16 protein-coding genes are annotated in these 19,959 nt (G+C 70.8%); 13 read left to right on the forward strand and 3 right to left on the reverse strand.

The annotated features are described in order from the left end of the window. Positions 1-239 precede the first annotated feature (239 nt). Positions 240-1,415: a hypothetical protein gene (locus IE237_RS20675; protein WP_189803531.1), complete on the forward strand. Its 1,176-nt coding sequence runs from the start codon at positions 240-242 to the stop codon at positions 1,413-1,415. 10 nt (positions 1,416-1,425) lie between these two features. Here the strand turns inward: IE237_RS20675 and IE237_RS20680 are convergent, their stop codons facing one another. Beyond that, positions 1,426-3,894, reverse strand: a complete 2,469-nt coding sequence (locus tag IE237_RS20680; protein WP_189803532.1) for an MFS transporter — start codon at positions 3,892-3,894, stop codon at positions 1,426-1,428. Between the two features lie 240 nt (positions 3,895-4,134). Further along, positions 4,135-4,578, reverse strand: a complete 444-nt coding sequence (locus tag IE237_RS20685) for an SRPBCC family protein (protein ID WP_189803533.1) — start codon at positions 4,576-4,578, stop codon at positions 4,135-4,137. A gap of 148 nt (positions 4,579-4,726) precedes the next feature. Here IE237_RS20685 and IE237_RS20690 point away from each other — a divergent pair, with 148 nt between their 5' ends. The 3 genes from IE237_RS20690 to IE237_RS20700 all read left to right on the forward strand — a co-directional run bounded on the left by IE237_RS20690 (position 4,727) and on the right by IE237_RS20700 (position 8,040). Then, positions 4,727-5,758: an Rv2578c family radical SAM protein gene (locus tag IE237_RS20690; protein ID WP_189803534.1), complete on the forward strand. Its 1,032-nt coding sequence runs from the start codon at positions 4,727-4,729 to the stop codon at positions 5,756-5,758. A 116-nt stretch (positions 5,759-5,874) separates the two neighbouring features. Further along, positions 5,875-7,509 (forward strand): alpha/beta hydrolase, encoded by a 1,635-nt coding sequence (locus IE237_RS20695; RefSeq protein WP_189803535.1) that lies wholly within the window; start codon positions 5,875-5,877, stop codon positions 7,507-7,509. Positions 7,510-7,587: 78 nt separating this feature from the next. After that, positions 7,588-8,040: a RidA family protein gene (locus IE237_RS20700; RefSeq protein WP_189803536.1), complete on the forward strand. Its 453-nt coding sequence runs from the start codon at positions 7,588-7,590 to the stop codon at positions 8,038-8,040. A 15-nt stretch (positions 8,041-8,055) separates the two neighbouring features. Here the strand turns inward: IE237_RS20700 and IE237_RS20705 are convergent, their stop codons facing one another. Next, a complete protein-coding gene (locus tag IE237_RS20705; RefSeq protein ID WP_229842789.1) occupies positions 8,056-8,658 on the reverse strand; it encodes a HEAT repeat domain-containing protein in 603 nt (200 codons plus the stop codon). A gap of 298 nt (positions 8,659-8,956) precedes the next feature. On the opposite strand from IE237_RS20705, the gene IE237_RS20710 reads away from it, so the two are divergent. The 9 genes from IE237_RS20710 (at position 8,957) to pssA (ending at position 19,923) form a co-directional block, all read left to right on the forward strand. After that, positions 8,957-10,738 carry a 3-hydroxyacyl-CoA dehydrogenase family protein gene (locus IE237_RS20710; RefSeq protein ID WP_189803538.1) on the forward strand — a complete coding sequence of 594 codons (1,782 nt, stop codon included), beginning with the start codon at positions 8,957-8,959 and terminating at the stop codon, positions 10,736-10,738. A gap of 115 nt (positions 10,739-10,853) precedes the next feature. Beyond that, positions 10,854-11,765, forward strand: a complete 912-nt coding sequence (locus tag IE237_RS20715; RefSeq protein WP_189803539.1) for a TetR family transcriptional regulator — start codon at positions 10,854-10,856, stop codon at positions 11,763-11,765. A gap of 400 nt (positions 11,766-12,165) precedes the next feature. Then, positions 12,166-13,503 (forward strand): crotonyl-CoA carboxylase/reductase, encoded by a 1,338-nt coding sequence (ccrA, locus tag IE237_RS20720; protein ID WP_086824724.1) that lies wholly within the window; start codon positions 12,166-12,168, stop codon positions 13,501-13,503. A gap of 10 nt (positions 13,504-13,513) precedes the next feature. Further along, the gene (locus IE237_RS20725; RefSeq protein ID WP_189803540.1) at positions 13,514-15,550 is read left to right on the forward strand and encodes a protein meaA; all 2,037 of its coding nucleotides are present in this window, start codon (positions 13,514-13,516) and stop codon (positions 15,548-15,550) included. Next, a complete protein-coding gene (locus tag IE237_RS20730) occupies positions 15,547-16,512 on the forward strand; it encodes an HpcH/HpaI aldolase/citrate lyase family protein (protein ID WP_015037486.1) in 966 nt (321 codons plus the stop codon). Before IE237_RS20725 ends, IE237_RS20730 begins: the two co-directional genes overlap by 4 nt. Positions 16,513-16,517: 5 nt before the next feature. Then, the gene (locus tag IE237_RS20735) at positions 16,518-17,030 is read left to right on the forward strand and encodes a MaoC family dehydratase (protein WP_015656728.1); all 513 of its coding nucleotides are present in this window, start codon (positions 16,518-16,520) and stop codon (positions 17,028-17,030) included. A 2-nt stretch (positions 17,031-17,032) separates the two neighbouring features. Continuing rightward, complete coding sequence (locus tag IE237_RS20740) at positions 17,033-18,238, forward strand: acyl-CoA dehydrogenase family protein (protein ID WP_017236794.1); 1,206 nt, start codon at positions 17,033-17,035, stop codon at positions 18,236-18,238. A gap of 169 nt (positions 18,239-18,407) precedes the next feature. Further along, positions 18,408-19,064, forward strand: a complete 657-nt coding sequence (locus IE237_RS20745) for a phosphatidylserine decarboxylase (RefSeq protein WP_073812552.1) — start codon at positions 18,408-18,410, stop codon at positions 19,062-19,064. Continuing rightward, positions 19,057-19,923 (forward strand): CDP-diacylglycerol--serine O-phosphatidyltransferase, encoded by an 867-nt coding sequence (pssA, locus tag IE237_RS20750; protein WP_189803688.1) that lies wholly within the window; start codon positions 19,057-19,059, stop codon positions 19,921-19,923. The genes IE237_RS20745 and pssA overlap by 8 nt, the downstream gene beginning before the upstream one ends. Positions 19,924-19,959: the final 36 nt, after the last annotated feature.

The following is a 19,959-nucleotide window of genomic DNA, read 5'->3' on the forward strand; positions in this document are numbered from 1 at the left end:
CCGGCCGCCCTACCACCCCTGTGGATAACCGCCGTTGGAGTGGACCACTGGCACCCGCCGGAAGGCGGTACGGAACATCCGGCCGGTTCCGGATACCCCCGGTCGGGGAGAATCGGTGTCCGCACGGCGGCCCGGCGCGCCACCCCATCGGCGGTCCTCGAATCGGACGAAACATCGCCAAGGGGTGCGTATAGGCTGTCGGCCGCAGTTGTCGTTGTCGACCTTCCGGAGAGCCCTCGGTGACCATCGCCTTCACCCCGTCCGAATCCGCGCCCGTGGAGACCGGGCCCGTCGTCGTTCCCGAGCCCGCCGGGCCCGTCATGGCGGCGGAGCCGGAGTTCTGGGAGCCGTCGGCCCCGGGGCCCCAGGAGGCCCCTGCACCCCAGGAGGCCCCCGAGCCCCACGCCGAGGACGGCCGGGACCACGACCCCGTCGTCGTGCGGGACGCCCGGGACTTCGGCGTCTACGCGCGGACCGGTGGCTGGGCGTTCGCGCTGAAGGTGGCCCGGAGCGTCCGGCCCGGCGGGCAGGCCGCCGAGGGGACGGCCCGGACCAAGGTCTCGGCGAAGGCCTTCGCCGAGCTCGCCGGGTGCTCCCCGGAGCGGGTCATGCGCTACTACAAGGCCTGGGACATGGCGGCCGACGACGGTCTGGTCCCGCAGTTCGAGGTGCTGGTCCCGGGCGAGGACATCGAGCTGCCGGACGCGGACGTCTGGCTCTCGTACTACACCTCCCGCAACAGCGCGTCCTCCGTGCGCGGCCAGGCGATCAGCGCGGCGGCCGAGGCGGAGGGCATCCGGCCGACGAAGGCCCTGGAGGTCGCGGAGAACCCGACGGCGCTGCGGGCGGCGATCCTCGCCGACCCCGGGACGGCGGAGGCCGCGCGCGGGGCGCTGCTCGACCGGATGAAGGAGGACCCGGCCCTCCAGACCGAGATGGCCCGGGCGATCGCCCGTACCGACGACCTGAAGAAGGCGGTGGCGAGCGAGGCGAAGGCGGCCGACCGCATCGGGTACGTGCGGCAGATCGTCGAGAACGGCCAGATCAGGACCCCCGCCGGGCAGACCGTGGAGGCGCCGGCCGAGCTGCGGGCCGAGGCCGAGCGGCACCTGTCGCTCCTCGACGAGCTGGACGACTCGGAGGAGGCGGGCGAGTGGGCCGGCGAGGCCTACGACACGGTGAAGGGCCTGGTCGCCAAGGCGGTCGAGGAGGATCCGGCGCTGCGCGTCCAGGAGCGGCGGACGAAGTTCTACAACAGCCTGCAGAAGGCGACGAAGGTCTTCGAGGAGCTGACGCTGGACGAGGTGATGGAGGAGGACATCTACGAGGCGGACATGCTCCAGCGCCTCGAGGCCCTCCAGGAGGCGATCGGCACCTGCATCAGCGCGCTGCGCAAGGCCACGACCACCTCCTGAGGGCGGTCGGTCAGTCCTCGTGGCCGAGCTGGAGGTCGCGCTCGGTGCGGCCGCCGCCGGCCACCTGGAGGACGGTGGCGACGGGCGGGTACCCGGCGGCGATGACCGTGTACTCGCCGGAGGACAGGTCGATGAAGCGGAAGGTGCCGTCGGCCCCGGTGGTGAGGGTGTCGACGACGTTGCCCGCGGCGTCGAGGAGGGTGACGCGGGCGTCCTCCACGGGCCGCCCGCCCCCGGCCCTCACGGTGCCGCGCAGCACCGCTCCGCCGGCCAGTTCGATGTCCTGGCGGGTCTCGCGGGAGGCCTGGACGCTCACGGGGAGGGCGGCGGGCCGGAAGGCGGGGGCGCTGGCGGCGAGCGTGTACTCGCCGGCGACCAGTTCGCCGATCACGTATCCGCCCTCGCGCCCGCTGCGGGTGGAGGCGACGACCTCGCCGCGCACGTCGGTGAGGGTGACGGCCGCGTCACGCACGGGCGTGCCGTCGGCGGTGACGACGCTGCCCGCGAGCCGTCCGGCGCCGCCGAGGACGACGTCGAGCTCGACCGGCCGGTCGCCGACGGTGACGGAGACGGCCTGCGGCTGGTGTCCGCCGGCCGCCGCGATCAGGACGTACGCGCCGCCGCCGGGGACGCTCAGCGCGTACCGGCCGTCCTCACCGCTCGCGCCGCGGCCGATCTGCCGCCCCTGGACGTCGATGAGGGTGAGCGCGGCCCGGGGGACGCGGCTGCCGTCGTGGTGCTGGACGACACCGCAGACGGGCACTCCGGAGTGCACGGGGGTGGCGGCGGGGGCCGGGGCGGCGTGGCGGGCGTGCGGGACCGCCTGGGTGACACCCGGGTCGGTGACCCCGGTGGCCTCGGCGAGGGGGCTGTGGTGGGACACCAGCGGTTTCTCCTTGAGGAAGAAGGCGAGGACGAGGCCGAGCACGAGGACCGGCACCAGGTAGAGGAAGATCCGCGGCATCGCGTCCGCGTACGCCTGGATGTACGCGTCGCGCAGGGCGGGCGGCAGGCTGTGGACGGTCCCCGGGGTGATCGACTCGGGCGGCGGCGGTGACGCGGAGCCGCCCTGCGCGAGGACGCCCGCGAGCCGGTCGCCGAGGGCATCGTCGAGCCGGGAGGCGAAGAGGGTGCCGAAGACCGCGGCGCCGATGCTGCCGCCGATCTGGCGGAAGTAGGTGTGGGCGCTGGTGGCGGTGCCCAGGTCAGCGGGGCGGACGGAGTTCTGCACGGCGAGCACGAGCACGGGCATGACCAGGCCGATGCCGGTGCCGAGGACCGCCTGCCAGAGGCTGTGCTGGAGGCGCGGGGTGTCGGTGTCCATGCGGGAGAGGAGCCACATGCCGAGGACGGAGACGGCCCCGCCGACCACCGGGTAGATCTTGTAGTGGCCGGTGCGGCTGATGAGCTGGCCGGAGACGACGGAGGCGATGACGATGCCGCCCATGAGGGGCAGCATCAGGAGGCCGGACTCGGTGGCGCTGGCGCCCTCGACCATCTGCAGGAAGCTGGGCAGGTAGCTGGCGGCGCCGAAGAGCGCGATGCCGACGACGGCTCCGACGAGGGCGGTGACGGTGAAGACGGAGTCGCGGAACAGCCGGAGCGGGATGAGGGGTTCGGGCGCGAAGTGCTCGACGACCAGGAAGAGCAGGGTCGTTCCGGCGGCTCCGCAGGCGAGGGCGAGGATGACCCGGGAGTCCCAGGCGTACTCGGTGCCGCCCCAGCTCGTGAGGAGGACCAGGCAGGTGGAGGCGGCGGCGAGGAGCAGCGCGCCGAGGACGTCGAAGCGCGCGCGTGCGGTGGGTTTCGGGAGCTTGAGGACGGCGGCGACCACGGCGAGGGTGACGAGCCCGAAGGGCACGTTGAAGTAGAAGCACCAGCGCCAGGAGACGTGGTCGGTGAAGAAGCCGCCCAGCAGGGGTCCCGCGACGGAGGCGAGGCCGAAGGCGGCGCCGATCAGTCCCATGTAGCGGCCGCGTTCCCGGGCCGGGACGATGTCGGCGATGATCGCCTGGACGCCGATCATGAGGCCGCCGGCGCCGGCGCCCTGGATCGCGCGGAAGGCGATGAGCTGGTCCATCGTGCGGGACCAGCCGGCGAGACCGGAGCCGATGACGAAGACGACGATCGCGAAGAGGAAGACGCCCTTGCGGCCGAGGAGGTCGCCGAGCTTTCCGTACACCGGCAGGCCGATGGTGGAGGTCAGCAGGTAGGCGGTGATCGCCCAGGACATCCGGTCCAGGCCCTGGAGTTCGCCGACGATCTTCGGCAGGGCCGTGGCGACGATCATCTGCTCGAGCGCGGCGAGGAGCAGCGCGAGCATGAGTCCGCAGAAGACGAGCCGGACGCGGCGGGGGTCGAGGCCGGCGGATCCCGGCCCGGCCGGTGGCGCGGGGTCGGCGTGCGGTCCGTCCGGGGCGAACGGTGGCGCGCCTTCCCCGGCGTCCTCGACGCCTTTGACCATCGTGATCGCACCCACGTGTCTGCTCCCGTCGTCGCGGCGTCTGCGCCGCGCCATTCTTCGCATTGCACGCGAAGGGGGAGCAAGTCGGGCGGTACGGGAGGACGGTGGCGGCCCGAGGGGTCAAACCCCCCTACGGGGCGGCGCACTTGGGTCGCTCATCAGCGCGTTTGCGAGAAGGCCCGCGCCCCCCGGTGCGCGGGGGCGCCGGTACGGGGGGTGCGGGCGATCCACTCGAATCGGTGAACGCTCCGGGCGTTACTTCTCGACCTCGTCCGCCAGCTTGGCGAGGACGGCGTCGTAGATGCGGCCGAGACCCTTGGGCGCGAAGGTCTTCTCGAAGAAGCCGCCGATGCCGCCGGCGCCGTTCCAGACGGTGGTCACGACGGCTCGGGACTTGCCCTCGCCGGCGGGGGTCACGGTCCAGGTGGTGACCATGGAGGAGTTGCGGTCCTTCTCGACGAGCTGCCCGTCGGTGGGCTCGGTGACCTCCAGCAGGCAGTCGCGGACGCGCTTGCTGGTGGCCTGGAGCTTCCAGTGGACGAGGGTGCCCTCGCCGTCGCCGCCCTCCCGCACCTCGTACTCGCTGAAGTGCTCGGGGAGCACCTTCTCGCGCGTACCGCTGTAGTCGGCCAGCGCGTCGAACACCGTCTCCGCGTCCGCGGCGATGATCCGTTCCGTGGTGGCCTCGACCTGCGCCATTGACTTCCTCCAGCTCGATGATTCCTCGGGGGTGTGGGCCAAGCGAACCACGTGGGCTCCGGGGGGCGAAATCCGGGTTGCGACGATCAAGGGAACAGATGTTCTATTCTGAGCGAACGGTCGAGCCCGAGCCACCGAGGAGGCGTCCATGCGCTGGGACAATCTGGGCGACACCCCTGCCGCCCCCGCCGACATCACTCTGTTCGGCACGGACGCGGTCACCACCCGCACCTTCGACACCCCCGAGTTCCGGGGCATCACCTTCCACGAGGTCCGGGCCCGCTCGATCCTGAACCGGGTGCCCGGCGCCTCCCGGATGCCCTTCGAGTGGACGGTCAACCCGTACCGGGGCTGCACGCACGCGTGCGTGTACTGCTTCGCCCGCAAGACCCACAGCTATCTCGACCTCGACACCGGCCTCGGCTTCGACTCCCAGATCGTCGTCAAGATCAACGCCCCGGAGCTCCTCGCCCGGCAGCTCGCCTCCGCCCGCTGGCAGGGCGCGCACGTCGCCATGGGCACCAACGTCGACTGCTACCAGCGCGCCGAGGGCCGCTACCGCCTGATGCCGGGCATCCTCACGGCCCTGCGGGACCGCGCCAACCCGTTCTCGATCCTCACCAAGGGCACCCTGATCCTGCGCGACCTGGAGCTCCTCACCCAGGCCGCCCGGGTCACCGAGGTCGGCATCTCCGTGTCCGTCGGCTTCACCGACCAGGAGCTGTGGCGGACGATCGAGCCCGGCACCCCCTCGCCCCAGCGCCGCCTCGACGTCGTCCGCACCCTCGGCGAGCACGGCATCGACTGCGGGGTCCTGATGGCGCCCGTGGTGCCCTTCCTCGGCGACCGGCCCGAGCAGCTGCGGGCGACGGTCCGCGCGATCGCCGAGGCCGGCGCGAGCTCGGTCACCCCGCTCGTCCTGCACCTGCGGCCGGGCGCCCGCGAGTGGTTCATGACCTGGCTGCGCGCCCACCACCCGGGCCTGGTGCGGCGGTACGAGCGGATGTACGCGGACGGGGCCTACGCGCCGACCTGGTACCAGCGGCGGATCACCCGTCAGGTGCACGAGCTGGCGGCCGAGTTCGGCATCGGACCCGCCCACCGGGGTGCGACACGCCGGATCCCCGTGCCGGAGGAACCCTCCCTGGCGGCCGCCCCCGAGCAGCTCACCCTTCTCTGAGCACTCTCCTGCGATCATCGGACCGGTCAGCTGACACGCCGTCGGATCCGCCTCCGTTCGGGTCAACTCTCGGCGAAACAGGTCCTCTCCACGCCGGTTCGGGACACAAACGCCCTATGACCCCACGCGCAGGAATGCTGATCGCCGCTGGAGCGCTGGTCGCCGGGACGGTCACCGTCCTGCCCGCCGCCCCGGCCGACGCCGGTGAACCGACCCCCCGCCCCCTCGCCCCGCTCGCCTGGACGGACTGCGCCACGCAGGCGTACCCCCGGCTCCAGTGCGCCACCCTGAAGGTGCCGCTCAACCACGACGACCCGGCCGGGCGGAAGATCACCCTCGCCCTCACCCGGGTCCCGCACACGGCCGGGACCTCCCAGGGCCCGCTGCTCGTGAACCCGGGCGGGCCGGGCGGCAGCGGGCGCGGCATGGCCGGGTACGTGGCGGCCTCGCTGCCCCCGAAGGTGGCCGCCGAGTACGACGTGATCGGCTTCGACCCGCGCGGGGTCGGCAAGAGCGAGCCCGCGCTCGACTGCAAGCCCGGCCACTTCGCGCCGGTGCGGGCGGACTCGGTGCCGAGCGGGGCCGCGGCCGAGCGGGCCGCCGTCGAGCGGGCGCAGTCCTTCGCCCAGGCGTGCGGCAGGAAGTACGCGGACGTGCTGCCGTACATCGACACCGTGAGCACCGCCCGGGACCTGGACGCGATCCGTCACGCGCTCGGCGCGCCGAAGATCAACTACCTCGGGTACTCGTACGGCACCTACCTGGGCTCGGTGTACGCGCGCCTGTACCCGGACCGGGTGCGGCGGATGGCGCTCGACTCCGTCGTGAACCCGCACGGCGTCTGGTACGAGGACAACATCGCGCAGGACTACGCCTTCGACACCCGGCACAAGGACTTCATGGCCTGGGTGGCCCGGCAGAACGCCGTGTACAAGCTGGGCAGCGACCCGGCGGCGGTCGAGGCCGCCTGGTACCGGATGCGCGACGCCCTGCGCGCGACCCCGGCCGGCGGCAAGGTCGGCCCCGGCGAGCTGGAGGACACCTACCTGCCGGGCGGGTACTACAACGGCTACTGGCCCAAGCTCGCGAGCGCCTTCGCCGCGTACGTCAACGACGCGGACCCGAAGCCGCTGACGGAGGCGTACGAGCGGTACGGGGAGGCCGACGCGGCCGCCGACAACGGCTACTCGGTCTACACGAGCGTGCAGTGCCGGGACGCGGGCTGGCCCCGCGACTGGAACGTCTGGCGCAAGGACAGCTGGGAGGTGCACGCGAAGGCGCCGTTCTCGACCTGGAACAACGCCTGGTACAACGCCCCGTGCGCCTTCTGGCCGGTGGACTCCCTGACCCCGCCGGACGTGACCAACGACCAGCTGCCGCCGGTCCTCATCCTCCAGGCCACGGACGACGCCGCGACGCCGTACGAGGGCGGGGTCGCCCTGCACCGTCTGATGCGCGGCTCCAGCCTCGTCGTCGAGGAGGGCGGCGGGAACCACGGGGTGACCCTCGGCGGGAACGACTGCCTCGACGGACACCTCGCCGCCTACCTCGCCACGGGCAAGGTCCCGCGCGGCGAGGACGGCGCCGAGGTGGACGCGTTCTGCGCCGCGCTCCCCGAGCCCGAGCCGGAGCCCGTGACCGCGGCGGCGCCGGCGACGACGACGCCGGAGAAGAGCGGCAGGCGGGCGGGCGCCGTGCGCGCGGAGCCGGCCGGCGTCGCCCTCCACGGCCTCCTGGGCCACGTCCGCTGACGGCCCTCCGAACCGACGGTGCCCGCTCCCCGCAAGGGGTGGCGGGCACTGTCAGTGGCGTGCGCGAGGATGTGGGGCATGACGAGCCACCTCACCCACGTGCCCGCCCCCGACGGCCTCGCACCCAGCCCGCAGTACAGCCACGTCGTGTGGGGCACGGGCCGGTTCGTCGCGATATCCGGGCAGTGCGCCCTCGACGCCTCCGGCGCGGTGGTCGGGGAGGGCGACGCGGTGGCCCAGGCCCACCAGGTCTTCGCGAACCTGGAGCGGTGCCTCGCGGCGGCCGGCGCGGGCTTCGGGGACGTCGTGAAGCTGACCTACTTCGTCACGGACGTGGCCCACCTCCCGGCGGTGCGGGACGCCCGGGACGCCCACTTCGCGGGCTCGCCCCTGCCCGCGAGCTCGGCGGTGCAGGTGTCGGCGCTCGTCAGGCCGGAGCTGCTCGTGGAGATCGAGGCGTTCGCGCTGGTACCGGAGCAGGCGGGCGCGGCAGCCGGCGAGACCGGGGCGGGGCTCCGTCTGGTCCCCTGACGCCCACGCCCGGGGTCAGCCGGCCGGGTCGAGCCGGGTCAGCGACCGTCCGGCCGCGGCGCCGAGCCGGGGGTGCGGGAGCGCGGCCTCCAGGGCGGGGCGGGCGCGGGGGTCCCCGAGGGTGCCCAGACCCTCGACGCAGGCGAGGCCGACCCGCCAGTGGGGGTCGTCGGCCCGAAGTCGCCGCCCGAGGACGGTGATCAGGGCGGGCACGGACTCGGGGGCGCGGAGTTCGGCGAGCAGCCGGACCGGCAGCAGGGCGTAGGCGACCCGGAGTTCATTGGTGGCGAGGGCCGCGGCCGCGCGCGCGGTGCGCGGGTCGCCGAGCCGGGCCAGGGCGTGGGCGGCGGTGACGCAGCGCTCGGGGTCGCGGTGGTTGAGCAGGAGGACGAGGGCCTCGAAGGCGCGCGGGTCGCCGGCGACGCCGAGGGTGTAGGCGGCGATCTCGCGGGCCCAGAGCGGCTGCCCCGGTGCGGTGAGGACGCGGTGCAGTTCCTCGGGATCGTCCGTCGCGGCGAGTTCCTCGAATGCCTCCGGGACTTCTCCGGTGTCATTCTCGATCTCGTCCCGCAATCGATCGATCATCGAGCAGAATTCCGGATCCTCGGAGATTTCCATGAATCCGACCCTATCCGCGATCCAGATCACATTTTCCCAACTTCCCGGGACTGGCGCGCTCGTTACCGGCCGGTTAGTCTCAGGTGAGCGGGCACCACCCGCACTTCGCACAACGGCCTGGTGACGCAGCCGTTGTGTTCGCTAGTCGGTTCGGCAGTTTCGACGTGGCTCCGGGACAGAGTCCGTCGCCCCTTTTCCAGGGCACCGCCCTGCTTTCCCGGGCACCGCCCTCGCACTTTCCCGCGCCCTTTCGTGCGCGCACTGCCCTCAGTCGTCACTCTTCCTCTGGAGTCCCCTGATGGACACCCCTCTCTCCACCATCGCCGTCGTCGGTCTCGGCACCATGGGCACGGGTATCGCCGATGTCCTCGCCCGGGCCGGCCGCGAGGTCATCGGCATCGACATCAGCGACACCGCCGCCGCCCGGGCCGTCGCGGCCCTGGAGGCCTCCACCGCCCGTGCGGTGGCCCGCGAGCGGATCACCGAGGAGGAGCGGCAGGACGTCCTGGCCCGCTTCCGTACCTTCTCCGACCTCCACGCGGCCGCCGAGGCCGACCTCGTCATCGAGGTCGTGCCCGAGTCGTACGAGGCGAAGCAGGAGGTCTTCCGGGCCCTCGACGGGATCGTCCGGCCCGACGCGATCCTGGCCACCGGCACCAACGCCCTCTCCGTGACCCGGCTCGCCGCCGACTCGGCGCACCCCGAGCGGGTCCTCGGTCTGCACTTCTTCGCCCCGGTCCAGGCCATGAAGCTGGTCGAGGTGGTCTCCTCCGTGCTGACCGACCCGCGGGCCGTCGACGCCGTCACCCGGCTCGCCCAGGACCTCGGCAAGGAGCCCGTGGCGGTCGGCGACCGGGCCGGCTTCATCGCGGACGGGCTGCTCTTCGGCTACCTGAACCAGGCCGCCGCCATGTACGAGGCCAAGTACGCCTCCCGCGAGGACATCGACGCGGCGATGAAGCTGGGCTGCGGCCTGCCGATGGGGCCGCTGGCGCTGCTCGACCTGATCGGCGTCGACACGGCCCGTACGGTCCTGGAGGCCATGTACGCGGCCTCGCACGACCGGCTGCACGCCCCCGCCCCGATCCTCAAGCAGCTCAGCGAGGCGGGTCTGACCGGCCGCAAGGCGGGCCGCGGCTTCTACACGTACGCGGCGCCGGGCTCCGCCGAGGTCGTGCGCGACGCGCTGACCCCGCTCACCTCGGCCGAGGCCGGCACGGGCCGCGAGATCCGCTCGGTCGGCGTCGCCGGCTCGGGCACCATGGCCTCCGGCATCGCCGAGGTCTTCGCCAAGGCCGGGTACGCGGTCGTGCTCGCCGCCCGTTCCCAGGAGAAGGCGGACACCGCCAAGGCGCGGATCGCCAAGTCCCTGGCCCGCTCGGTCGACAAGGGCCGGATGACGGGCGAGGCGCGCGACGCGACGCTCGCCCTGATCACCCCGGCCGGCACCCTGGACGCCTTCGCCGACGTCGACCTGGCCCTGGAGGCGGTCGCCGAGGACCTGGAGATCAAGCAGGAGCTGTTCGCGCGGCTCGACAAGATCTGCAAGCCGGGCGCGGTGCTGGCCACCACGACCTCCTCGCTGCCGGTCGTGGCCTGTGCCCGCGCCACCTCGCGCCCGCAGGACGTCATCGGGATGCACTTCTTCAACCCGGCGCCGGCGATGAAGCTGGTCGAGATCGTCCGCACGGTGCTGACCGGCGACGACGTCCACGCGACCGTCCGCGAGGTCACCACGAAGATCCGCAAGCACCCGGTGGACTGCGGCGACCGCGCCGGCTTCATCGTGAACGCGCTGCTCTTCCCGTACCTGAACAACGCGATCAAGATGGTCCAGGAGCACTACGCGACCCTGGACGACATCGACGCGGCCATGAAGCTGGGCGGGGGCTACCCGATGGGCCCGTTCGAGCTGCTCGACGTGGTCGGTCTGGACGTCTCGCTCGCGATCGAGCAGGTGCTGCACCGCGAGTTCCGCGACCCGGGCCTCGCCCCCGCCCCGCTCCTGGAGCACCTGGTGGCGGCGGGCTGCCTGGGCCGCAAGACGGGTCGCGGCTTCCGCGAATATGCCCGACGCTGAGCCCCGCACCGCCGGCTGGGGCGGTCTGCTGAGTCCCCCGGGCACCGCCGGTTCCCCGGGGGCCTCCCCGCCCCCACCTGGGCACACTCCCACTCCGATGCAGTACGTTCGGACCATGCCCAAGGCCGCGAAGACACCCCGTGCCACGTCCCCGTCCGACGCTCCGGAGAGCACGGCCGGCACTCGTGCCGCCGCGCAGCGGCTCAAGATGCGCCGGGAGCTCGCCGCCGCCGCGATGGAGCTCTTCGCGACCAAGGGGTACGAGGCGACGACCGTCGACGAGATCGCGGCCACGGCCGGGGTCGCGCGGCGGACGTTCTTCCGGCACTTCCGGTCCAAGGAAGAGGCGATCTTCCCCGACCACGACGACACCCTCGTGCGGGCGGAGGCGGTGCTGAACGCGGCCCCGCCGCACGAGCACCCGCTCGACACGGTGTGCCGGGGCATCAAGGAAGTCATGAAGATGTACGCCGGGTCCCCCGCGGTCTCCGTGGAGCGCTACCGACTGACCCGTGAGGTGCCGACCCTGCGGGAGCGGGAGATCGCCTCGGTGGCCCGCTACGAGCGCCTCTTCACCCGCTATCTCCTCGGGCACTTCGACGAGCGGGACCACCACGACGGCAACGACGACCCGCTGCTCGCCGAGGTGGCCGCCTCCGCGGTCGTCACCGCCCACAACCACGTGCTGCGCCGCTGGCTGCGGGCGGGCGGGCAGGGTGACGTGGAGGCCCAGCTCGACCACGCCTTCGCGATCGTCCGGGAGACCTTCGGCACCGGCATAGGCGGCCGGCCGCTCTCCTCCGCCGCGCAGGCCGGACAGGCGGCGCAGGCCGAGCAGCCGGGGCAGGCAGGGCAGCCGGGGCAGGCAGGGCAGGCGCAGGCCTCGGCACAGATCGCCGGCCCGGCCGAGCCGGCGCCCGTCGCCCGGGTCTCCACCACGGGCGACGTGGTGGTCGCCGTGGCCCGCACGGACGCTCCGCTCGACGAGGTCATGCGCACGATCCAGCAGGCGCTCCAGAAGGCCTGAGCACCGCTTCACGAAGAGGGCCGCCCCCGGAATCCGGGGGCGGCCCTCTTGGTGTTCCCGCAGCTCACGGGCCATTTCGATCGATCATCGCTCATCCGTGACGGGCAGATTGCATCTGAGTGAAATTGTTGGCACGCAGTGCCTTGTCAGGTGACACGCCGTGCCATACGTTGATGTTGTCCGGGCGGCCGGCGAGCAGAGATCACCTCGTTCGCCGGCTGTCCCCACAAGCCAACGGCTCGTGCGCCCGGACGCCTGCGTCACAGGCACCCTCGCGCTCCACCACACAGCGCCGCCACCGCACCACCGCGCCGAACCGACGGCACACCTCCACAACAGCACGTACCGCCGTAACCCTCAGGCGTCCCTCCCTCAGGACGCTCACCGCCGGAGGCAACCCGTGAAGGAAATCCTGGACGCGATCCAGTCCCCGGACTCCACGTCCGCCGACTTCGCGAACATCAAGCTCCCCGAGTCGTACCGGGCCGTCACCGTCCACAAGGACGAGGCGGAGATGTTCGCCGGCGTCGAGAGCCGCGACAAGGACCCGCGCAAGTCGCTCCACCTCGACGACGTGGCGCTCCCCGAGCTCGGCCCGGGCGAGGCGCTCGTGGCCGTCATGGCGAGCTCCGTCAACTACAACTCGGTCTGGACCTCGATCTTCGAGCCGGTCTCGACCTTCGGCTTCCTGGAGCGCTACGGCCGGCTCTCCGAGCTCACCAAGCGCCACGACCTGCCGTACCACGTCATCGGCTCCGACCTCGCGGGCGTCGTCCTGCGCACCGGCCCGGGCGTCAACGCCTGGCAGCCCGGCGACGAGGTCGTCGCCCACTGCCTCTCGGTCGAGCTGGAGTCCTCGGACGGCCACAACGACACGATGCTCGACCCCGAGCAGCGCATCTGGGGCTTCGAGACCAACTTCGGCGGACTCGCCGAGATCGCCCTCGTCAAGTCCAACCAGCTGATGCCGAAGCCCGGCCACCTCAGCTGGGAGGAGGCGGCGGCCCCCGGCCTCGTCAACTCCACCGCCTACCGCCAGCTGGTCTCCAACAACGGCGCCGGCATGAAGCAGGGCGACAACGTCCTCATCTGGGGCGCGAGCGGCGGACTCGGCTCGTACGCCACGCAGTTCGCCCTGGCCGGCGGCGCCAACCCGATCTGTGTCGTCTCCTCCCCCGAGAAGGCCGACATCTGCCGCTCCATGGGCGCGGAGGCGGTCATCGACCGCAACGCCGAGGGCTACAAGTTCTGGAAGGACGAGAACACCCAGGACCCGCGCGAGTGGAAGCGCTTCGGCTCCAAGATCCGTGAGCTGACCGGCGGCGAGGACATCGACATCGTCTTCGAGCACCCGGGCCGCGAGACCTTCGGCGCCTCCGTGTACGTCACCCGCAAGGGCGGCACCATCACCACCTGCGCCTCGACCTCGGGCTACATGCACCAGTACGACAACCGCTACCTGTGGATGTCGCTGAAGCGGATCATCGGCTCGCACTTCGCCAACTACCGCGAGGCGTGGGAGGCCAACCGCCTGATCGCCAAGGGCAAGATCCACCCGACCCTGTCGAAGGTCTACTCCCTGGAGGAGACCGGCCAGGCCGCCTACGACGTCCACCGCAACCTCCACCAGGGCAAGGTCGGCGTCCTCGCCCTCGCGCCGCAGGAGGGCCTGGGCGTGAGCAACCCGGAGCTCCGGGCCCAGCACATCGACGCCATCAACCGCTTCCGGAACATCTGAGGTCCCGAAGATGACAGAGCGCCAGAAGGACCGGCCGTGGCTCATGCGGACGTACGCCGGTCACTCGACCGCCGAGGCGTCCAACGAGCTGTACCGGCGCAACCTCGCCAAGGGTCAGACCGGCCTCTCGGTCGCGTTCGACCTGCCGACGCAGACCGGGTACGACCCCGACCACATCCTCGCCCGCGGCGAGGTCGGCCGGGTCGGCGTCCCCGTCTCGCACCTCGGTGACATGCGCCGGCTGTTCCAGGACATCCCCCTGGAGCAGATGAACACCTCGATGACCATCAACGCCACGGCCATGTGGCTTCTGGCGCTCTACCAGGTGGCCGCCGAGGAGCAGGGCGCGGACATCACCAAGCTCCAGGGCACCACCCAGAACGACATCGTGAAGGAGTACCTGTCGCGCGGGACGCACGTCTTCCCGCCCGGCCCCTCGCTCCGCCTCACGACGGACATGATCGCGTACACGGTCAACCACATCCCGAAGTGGAACCCGATCAACATCTGCAGCTACCACCTGCAGGAGGCCGGGGCCACGCCGGTCCAGGAGATCTCGTACGCGATGGCGACCGCGATCGCTGTCCTCGACTCGGTCCGCGACTCCGGCCAGGTCCCCGAGGACCGCTTCGGCGAGGTCGTCGCCCGCATCTCCTTCTTCGTGAACGCGGGCGTCCGCTTCATCGAGGAGATGTGCAAGATGCGCGCCTTCGGCCGCATCTGGGACAAGATCACGCTGGAGCGGTACGGCATCGAGAACGCCAAGCAGCGCCGGTTCCGCTACGGCGTCCAGGTCAACTCGCTCGGCCTGACCGAGGCCCAGCCGGAGAACAACGTCCAGCGGATCGTCCTGGAGATGCTGGCCGTCACCCTCTCCAAGGACGCCCGCGCGCGTGCCGTGCAGCTCCCGGCCTGGAACGAGGCCCTCGGCCTCCCCCGGCCCTGGGACCAGCAGTGGTCGCTCCGCATCCAGCAGGTGCTCGCCCACGAGTCCGACCTGCTGGAGTACGAGGACATCTTCGCCGGCTCGCACGTGATCGAGGCCAAGGTGGAGGCCCTCGTCGAGGAGTGCCTGACCGAGATCGACCGGATCCAGGAGATGGGCGGCGCGATGGCCGCCGTCGAGTCCGGCTACCTCAAGTCGCAGCTGGTCTCCTCGCACGCCGAGCGGCGCGCCCGGATCGAGGCCGGCGACGAGAAGATCGTCGGCGTCAACATCTTCCAGTCGACCGAGGAGAACCCCCTCACCGCCGACCTGGACACCGCGATCATGACGGTCGACCCGGCGGTCGAGGCCCGGGTCACCGGCTCGCTGAAGACCTGGCGCGACAACCGCTACCAGCCGCCGTTCAACCACCCGCGGCCCTGCAAGGCCCTGGAGCGCCTCAAGGAGGCCGCCAAGGGCACGGACAACCTCATGGAGGCCACCCTGGAGTGCGCCCGCGCCGGGGTCACCACCGGCGAGTGGGCGGGGGCCCTGCGCGAGGTGTTCGGCGAGTTCCGCGCCCCGACGGGCGTCTCCTCCGCCCCGGTCGCCGTGACGGCCGAGGCGGGCACGCCGCTCGCGCTCGTCCGCGACAAGGTGGCCCGGACCGCCGAGGAGCTGAACTGCGGCCGGCTGCGGCTGCTCGTCGGCAAGCCCGGCCTGGACGGGCACTCCAACGGGGCCGAGCAGATCGCCGTACGCGCGCGTGACGCCGGTTTCGAGGTGGTCTACCAGGGCATCCGGCTGACCCCCGAGCAGATCGTCAGCGCCGCCCTGGCGGAGGATGTGCACTGCGTGGGTCTGTCGATCCTCTCCGGCTCGCACGCCGAGCTGGTCCCGGACGTCCTGGAGCGCCTCCGCGAGGCGGGCGCGACCGATGTGCCGGTCATCGTCGGCGGCATCATCCCCAACGCCGACGCCGCAGAACTGAAGCGTGCGGGTGTCGCCGCCGTCTTCACACCGAAGGACTTCGGCATCACGGAGATCATCGGCCGTATCGTCGACGAGATCCGCACAGCTCACAAGCTCAGCCCCCTTGAAAGTACGGAGGTCCCCGCATGACCAGCCCCGTGAACCGGCTCCGCCCCCGCCGCTCCTGCCTGGCGGTCCCCGGCTCCAACCCGCGCTTCCTCGAGAAGGCCCAGGGCCTCGCGGCCGACCAGGTCTTCCTGGACCTGGAGGACGCGTGCGCCCCGCTGGCCAAGCCCGAGGCCCGGCACACCATCGTGAAGTTCCTGAACGAGGGCGACTGGACCGGCAAGACCCGCGTGGTCCGCGTCAACGACTGGACGACCCACTGGACCTACCGTGACGTCGTCACGGTCGTCGAGGGCGCCGGCCAGAACCTCGACTGCATCATGCTGCCGAAGGTCCAGGACGCCCAGCAGATCGTCGCCCTCGACCTGCTGCTCACGCAGATCGAGAAGACCATGGGCTTCGAGGTCGGCAAGATCGGCATCGAGGCGCAGATCGAGAACGCCCAGGGCCTGACCAACGTCAACGCGATCGCGCAGGCCTCCCAGCGCGTCGAGACGATCATCTTCGGCCCGGCCGACTTCATGGCCTCCATCAACATGAAGTCCCTCGTCGTGGGCGAGCAGCCGCCCGGCTACCCGGCGGACGCGTACCACCACATCCTGATGAGCATCCTGATGGCGGCCCGCGCCAACAACCTGCAGGCGATCGACGGCCCCTACCTGCAGATCCGCAACCAGGAGGGCTACAAGGCCGTGGCGCAGCGCGCCGCCGCCCTGGGCTTCGACGGCAAGTGGGTGCTGCACCCGGACCAGGTCGCCGCCGCGAACGAGATCTTCTCGCCCTCGCAGGAGGACTACGACCACGCCGAGCTGATCCTCGACGCGTACGACTACTACACGTCCGAGGCCGGCGGGAAGAAGGGCTCCGCGATGCTCGGCGACGAGATGATCGACGAGGCCTCCCGCAAGATGGCCCTGGTCATCTCCGGCAAGGGCCGCGCCGCCGGCATGCAGCGCACCAGCAAGTTCGAGATCCCGGAGGCCTGAGAGCGATGCAGTTCGGCCGTACCTACGAAGAGTTCGAAGTCGGTGCCGTCTACAAGCACTGGCCCGGAAAGACGGTCACCGAGTACGACGACCACCTCTTCTGTCTGCTGACGATGAACCACCATCCGCTGCACATGGATGTGAATTACGCCGAGAACACGACGGACTTCGGAAAGAACGTCGTCGTCGGCAATTACATCTATTCGCTGCTGCTCGGCATGTCCGTGCCGGACGTCTCCGGCAAGGCCATCGCCAACCTGGAGATCGAGTCGCTGCGGCACGTGGCGCCGACCTTCCACGGCGACACGATCTACGGCGAGACCACGGTCCTCGACAAGACCCCGTCGAAGTCGAAGAACGACCGCGGCATCGTCTACGTGGAGACCAAGGGCTACAAGCAGGACGGCACCCTCGTGTGCGTCTTCCGCCGCAAGGTGATGGTCCCCACCGAGACGTACATCAAGGAGCGCGGCGGCGAGCAGCCCGGCCGCCCCGAGCTCAAGGAACAGGGGAAGTAGTCATGGCGCGACTCGCCCAGACCCACGGTCTGACCGATGTCCAGCAGGAGATCCTCGCCACGGTCCGGGACTTCGTCGACAAGGAGATCATCCCGGTCGCGACGGAGCTGGAGCACCGCGACGAGTACCCGCAGCAGATCGTCGACGGGCTCAAGGAGCTCGGCGTCTTCGGCCTGATGATCCCCGAGGAGTACGGGGGCCTGGGCGAGTCGCTGCTCACCTACGCGCTGTGCGTGGAGGAGATCGCCCGTGGCTGGATGTCGGTCTCCGGCATCATCAACACGCACTTCATCGTGGCGTACATGCTCAAGCAGCACGGCACCCAGGAGCAGAAGGAGTACTTCCTTCCGCGGATGGCGGCCGGCGAGACCCGCGGCGCGTTCTCGATGTCGGAGCCGGGCCTCGGCTCGGACGTGTCGGCGATCACGTCGAAGGCGGTCAAGGACGGCGACGAGTACGTCCTCAACGGCCAGAAGATGTGGCTGACGAACGGCGGCACGTCAACGCTGGTGGCCGTTCTCGTCCGAAGTGACGAAGGACACCCGGAGGGCACGGCCCCCCACAAGTCGATGACGACCTTCCTCGTCGAGAAGGAGCCCGGCTTCGGAGAGGTCCGCCCGGGCCTCACGATCCCCGGGAAGATCGACAAGATGGGTTACAAGGGCGTCGACACGACCGAACTCATCATGGACGGACTGCGCATTCCGGCCAATCGCGTACTCGGCGGGGTCACCGGCCGAGGGTTTTACCAAATGATGGACGGCGTCGAGGTCGGCCGCGTGAACGTGGCGGCCCGTGGTTGCGGTGTCGCGCAGCGTGCTTTCGAACTGGGTGTCTCATATGCCCAGCAACGTCACACTTTCGGCAAGGCGATCGCCCAGCACCAGGCGATTCAGTTCAAGCTGGCCGAGATGGCTACCAAGGTCGAGGCCGCGCATGCCATGATGGTGAATGCAGCACGCAAAAAGGACTCCGGGGAACGAAACGACCTCGAAGCAGGGATGGCGAAGTACCTCGCCTCCGAGTACTGCAAGGAGGTCGTCGAGGATGCCTTCCGCATCCACGGTGGATACGGGTTCTCGAAGGAGTACGAGATCGAGCGTCTCTACAGGGAGGCGCCGATGCTGCTCATCGGTGAAGGTACCGCCGAGATCCAGAAAATGATCATTGGTCGTCGGCTGCTCGAGGAGTACCGATTCCAGGGTTGATTGTCGCTTTTGAGTCGGTTCGGCCGCGAAGAAGATCACACCCTGTGTTCGTCTTCCGGCCGTCGACTCGGTTCCTGGCTTGCCCAGTTGCGCCCCGCAACCGATAGCATCGCCGGAAAGCCGCCGTCCCCCGTTGCCAGTGCGGCATCATCCGCTACGAAGGTCATCCATGCCCCACAGCCAAACCTCTGCACACCGCGACAGCCTCTCCGGCGTACGCCTCGCGCGCGGAGCATCGCCGTGGCTCCTCCCGACCGTCGCCACCGCGGCGCTCAGCCTCGTGCGCGCGCGCAAGTCGAGGCGTGCCGCGGCCATCGCCGTGCCGACCACCGCGCTCGCGGCCGGCATGCTGTGGTTCTTCCGCGACCCCGAGCGCGAGATCGCTCAGGGCCGGGTCATCTCCCCCGCCGACGGTGTGGTGCAGAGCATCATGCCGTGGAAGGACGGACGCACCCGGGTCGCCATCTTCATGAGCCCGCTGAACGTCCACGTCAACCGCGCGCCGCTGGCCGGCACGGTGACGTCCGTGGAGCACATCCCCGGCGGGTTCGTCCCGGCGTTCAACAAGGAGAGCGAGAACAACGAGCGCGTTGTCTGGCACTTCGACACCGAGCTCGGCGACATCGAGATGGTCCAGATCGCGGGCGCCGTCGCCCGGCGGATCGTGCCGTACATCCCCCAGGGGACCAAGGTCGAGCAGGGTGACCGTATCGGTCTGATCCGCTTCGGCTCGCGCGTCGACATCTACCTCCCCGAGGGTGTCGAGGTCGCCGTCGAGGTCGGCCAGGCCACCACAGCGGGGGTGACTCGCATTGACCGTGATTGATCCCGACACACGGGCTGCCGACTGGGTCGCCGACTCCGAGACGGAGACGGCCGAAGAGGCCGAGGAGATGCCGCTGTCGCTGAGGCTGTCCATAGCGGACGCCCTCACGCTCGGTAACGCCACGTGCGGCTTCATGGCGGTGTACTTCACCACCACCGGCATCCTCATCCCGCACCTCACGGGCAGCAGCGAGACCGGCATGGCGCGCAACAGCGCCGCCACCGCCGTGATCCTGATGCTGGCCGCGGCGATCTTCGACCTTTTCGACGGCATCGTGGCGCGCAAGCTCCGCAGCTCGCCGATGGGTGCCGAGCTCGACAACCTGTCGGACCTGATCAGCTTCGGTCTGGCCCCGGCCTACTTCGTGCTCGTGTACGGCATGGTCGCGGACGACGCGCAGCAGAAGGTCTCGGCCGTGGCCGCGATCGTGGTGCTGCTCGCCGTGGTGCTGAGGCTCGCGAGATTCTCGTGCGTGACGATGAAGGACGGCATGTTCCAGGGCATGCCGAGCCCCTTCGGCGCGCTGACGGTCGTCTCGATCGTGCTGCTCGAGCTGCCCTTCATCCCGACGCTGCTCGCGATCATCGGAGTGGCGTGGCTGATGGTCAGCCGGGTCGAGTACCCGAAGCCGCGGGGCGTCCTCGCGGTGGCGATGCTGAGCTGGATCGTCGGTGCGATGGCCATGCTGGCGGCCTGGGCGTTCGACGCCCCGGGCGGGGCGTTCCTGCTCCAGACCGGCTGCGCGCTCCAGGTCGTGCTGGGCGCCGTGATCCCCCTCTTCGCGACGGCCCGCCGGGTGAACACCTTCCGCGGCAACCGGCGTGAGAGCCGGGAGGCGCGGGCGGCCCAGCTGCCGTAGCGGACAGCGTACGAAGGGCCCCGGGAGGCGAACCGC

This window comes from Streptomyces tanashiensis, assembly GCF_014648895.1.
GTDB classification, from domain to species: Bacteria; Actinomycetota; Actinomycetes; order Streptomycetales; family Streptomycetaceae; genus Streptomyces; species Streptomyces tanashiensis.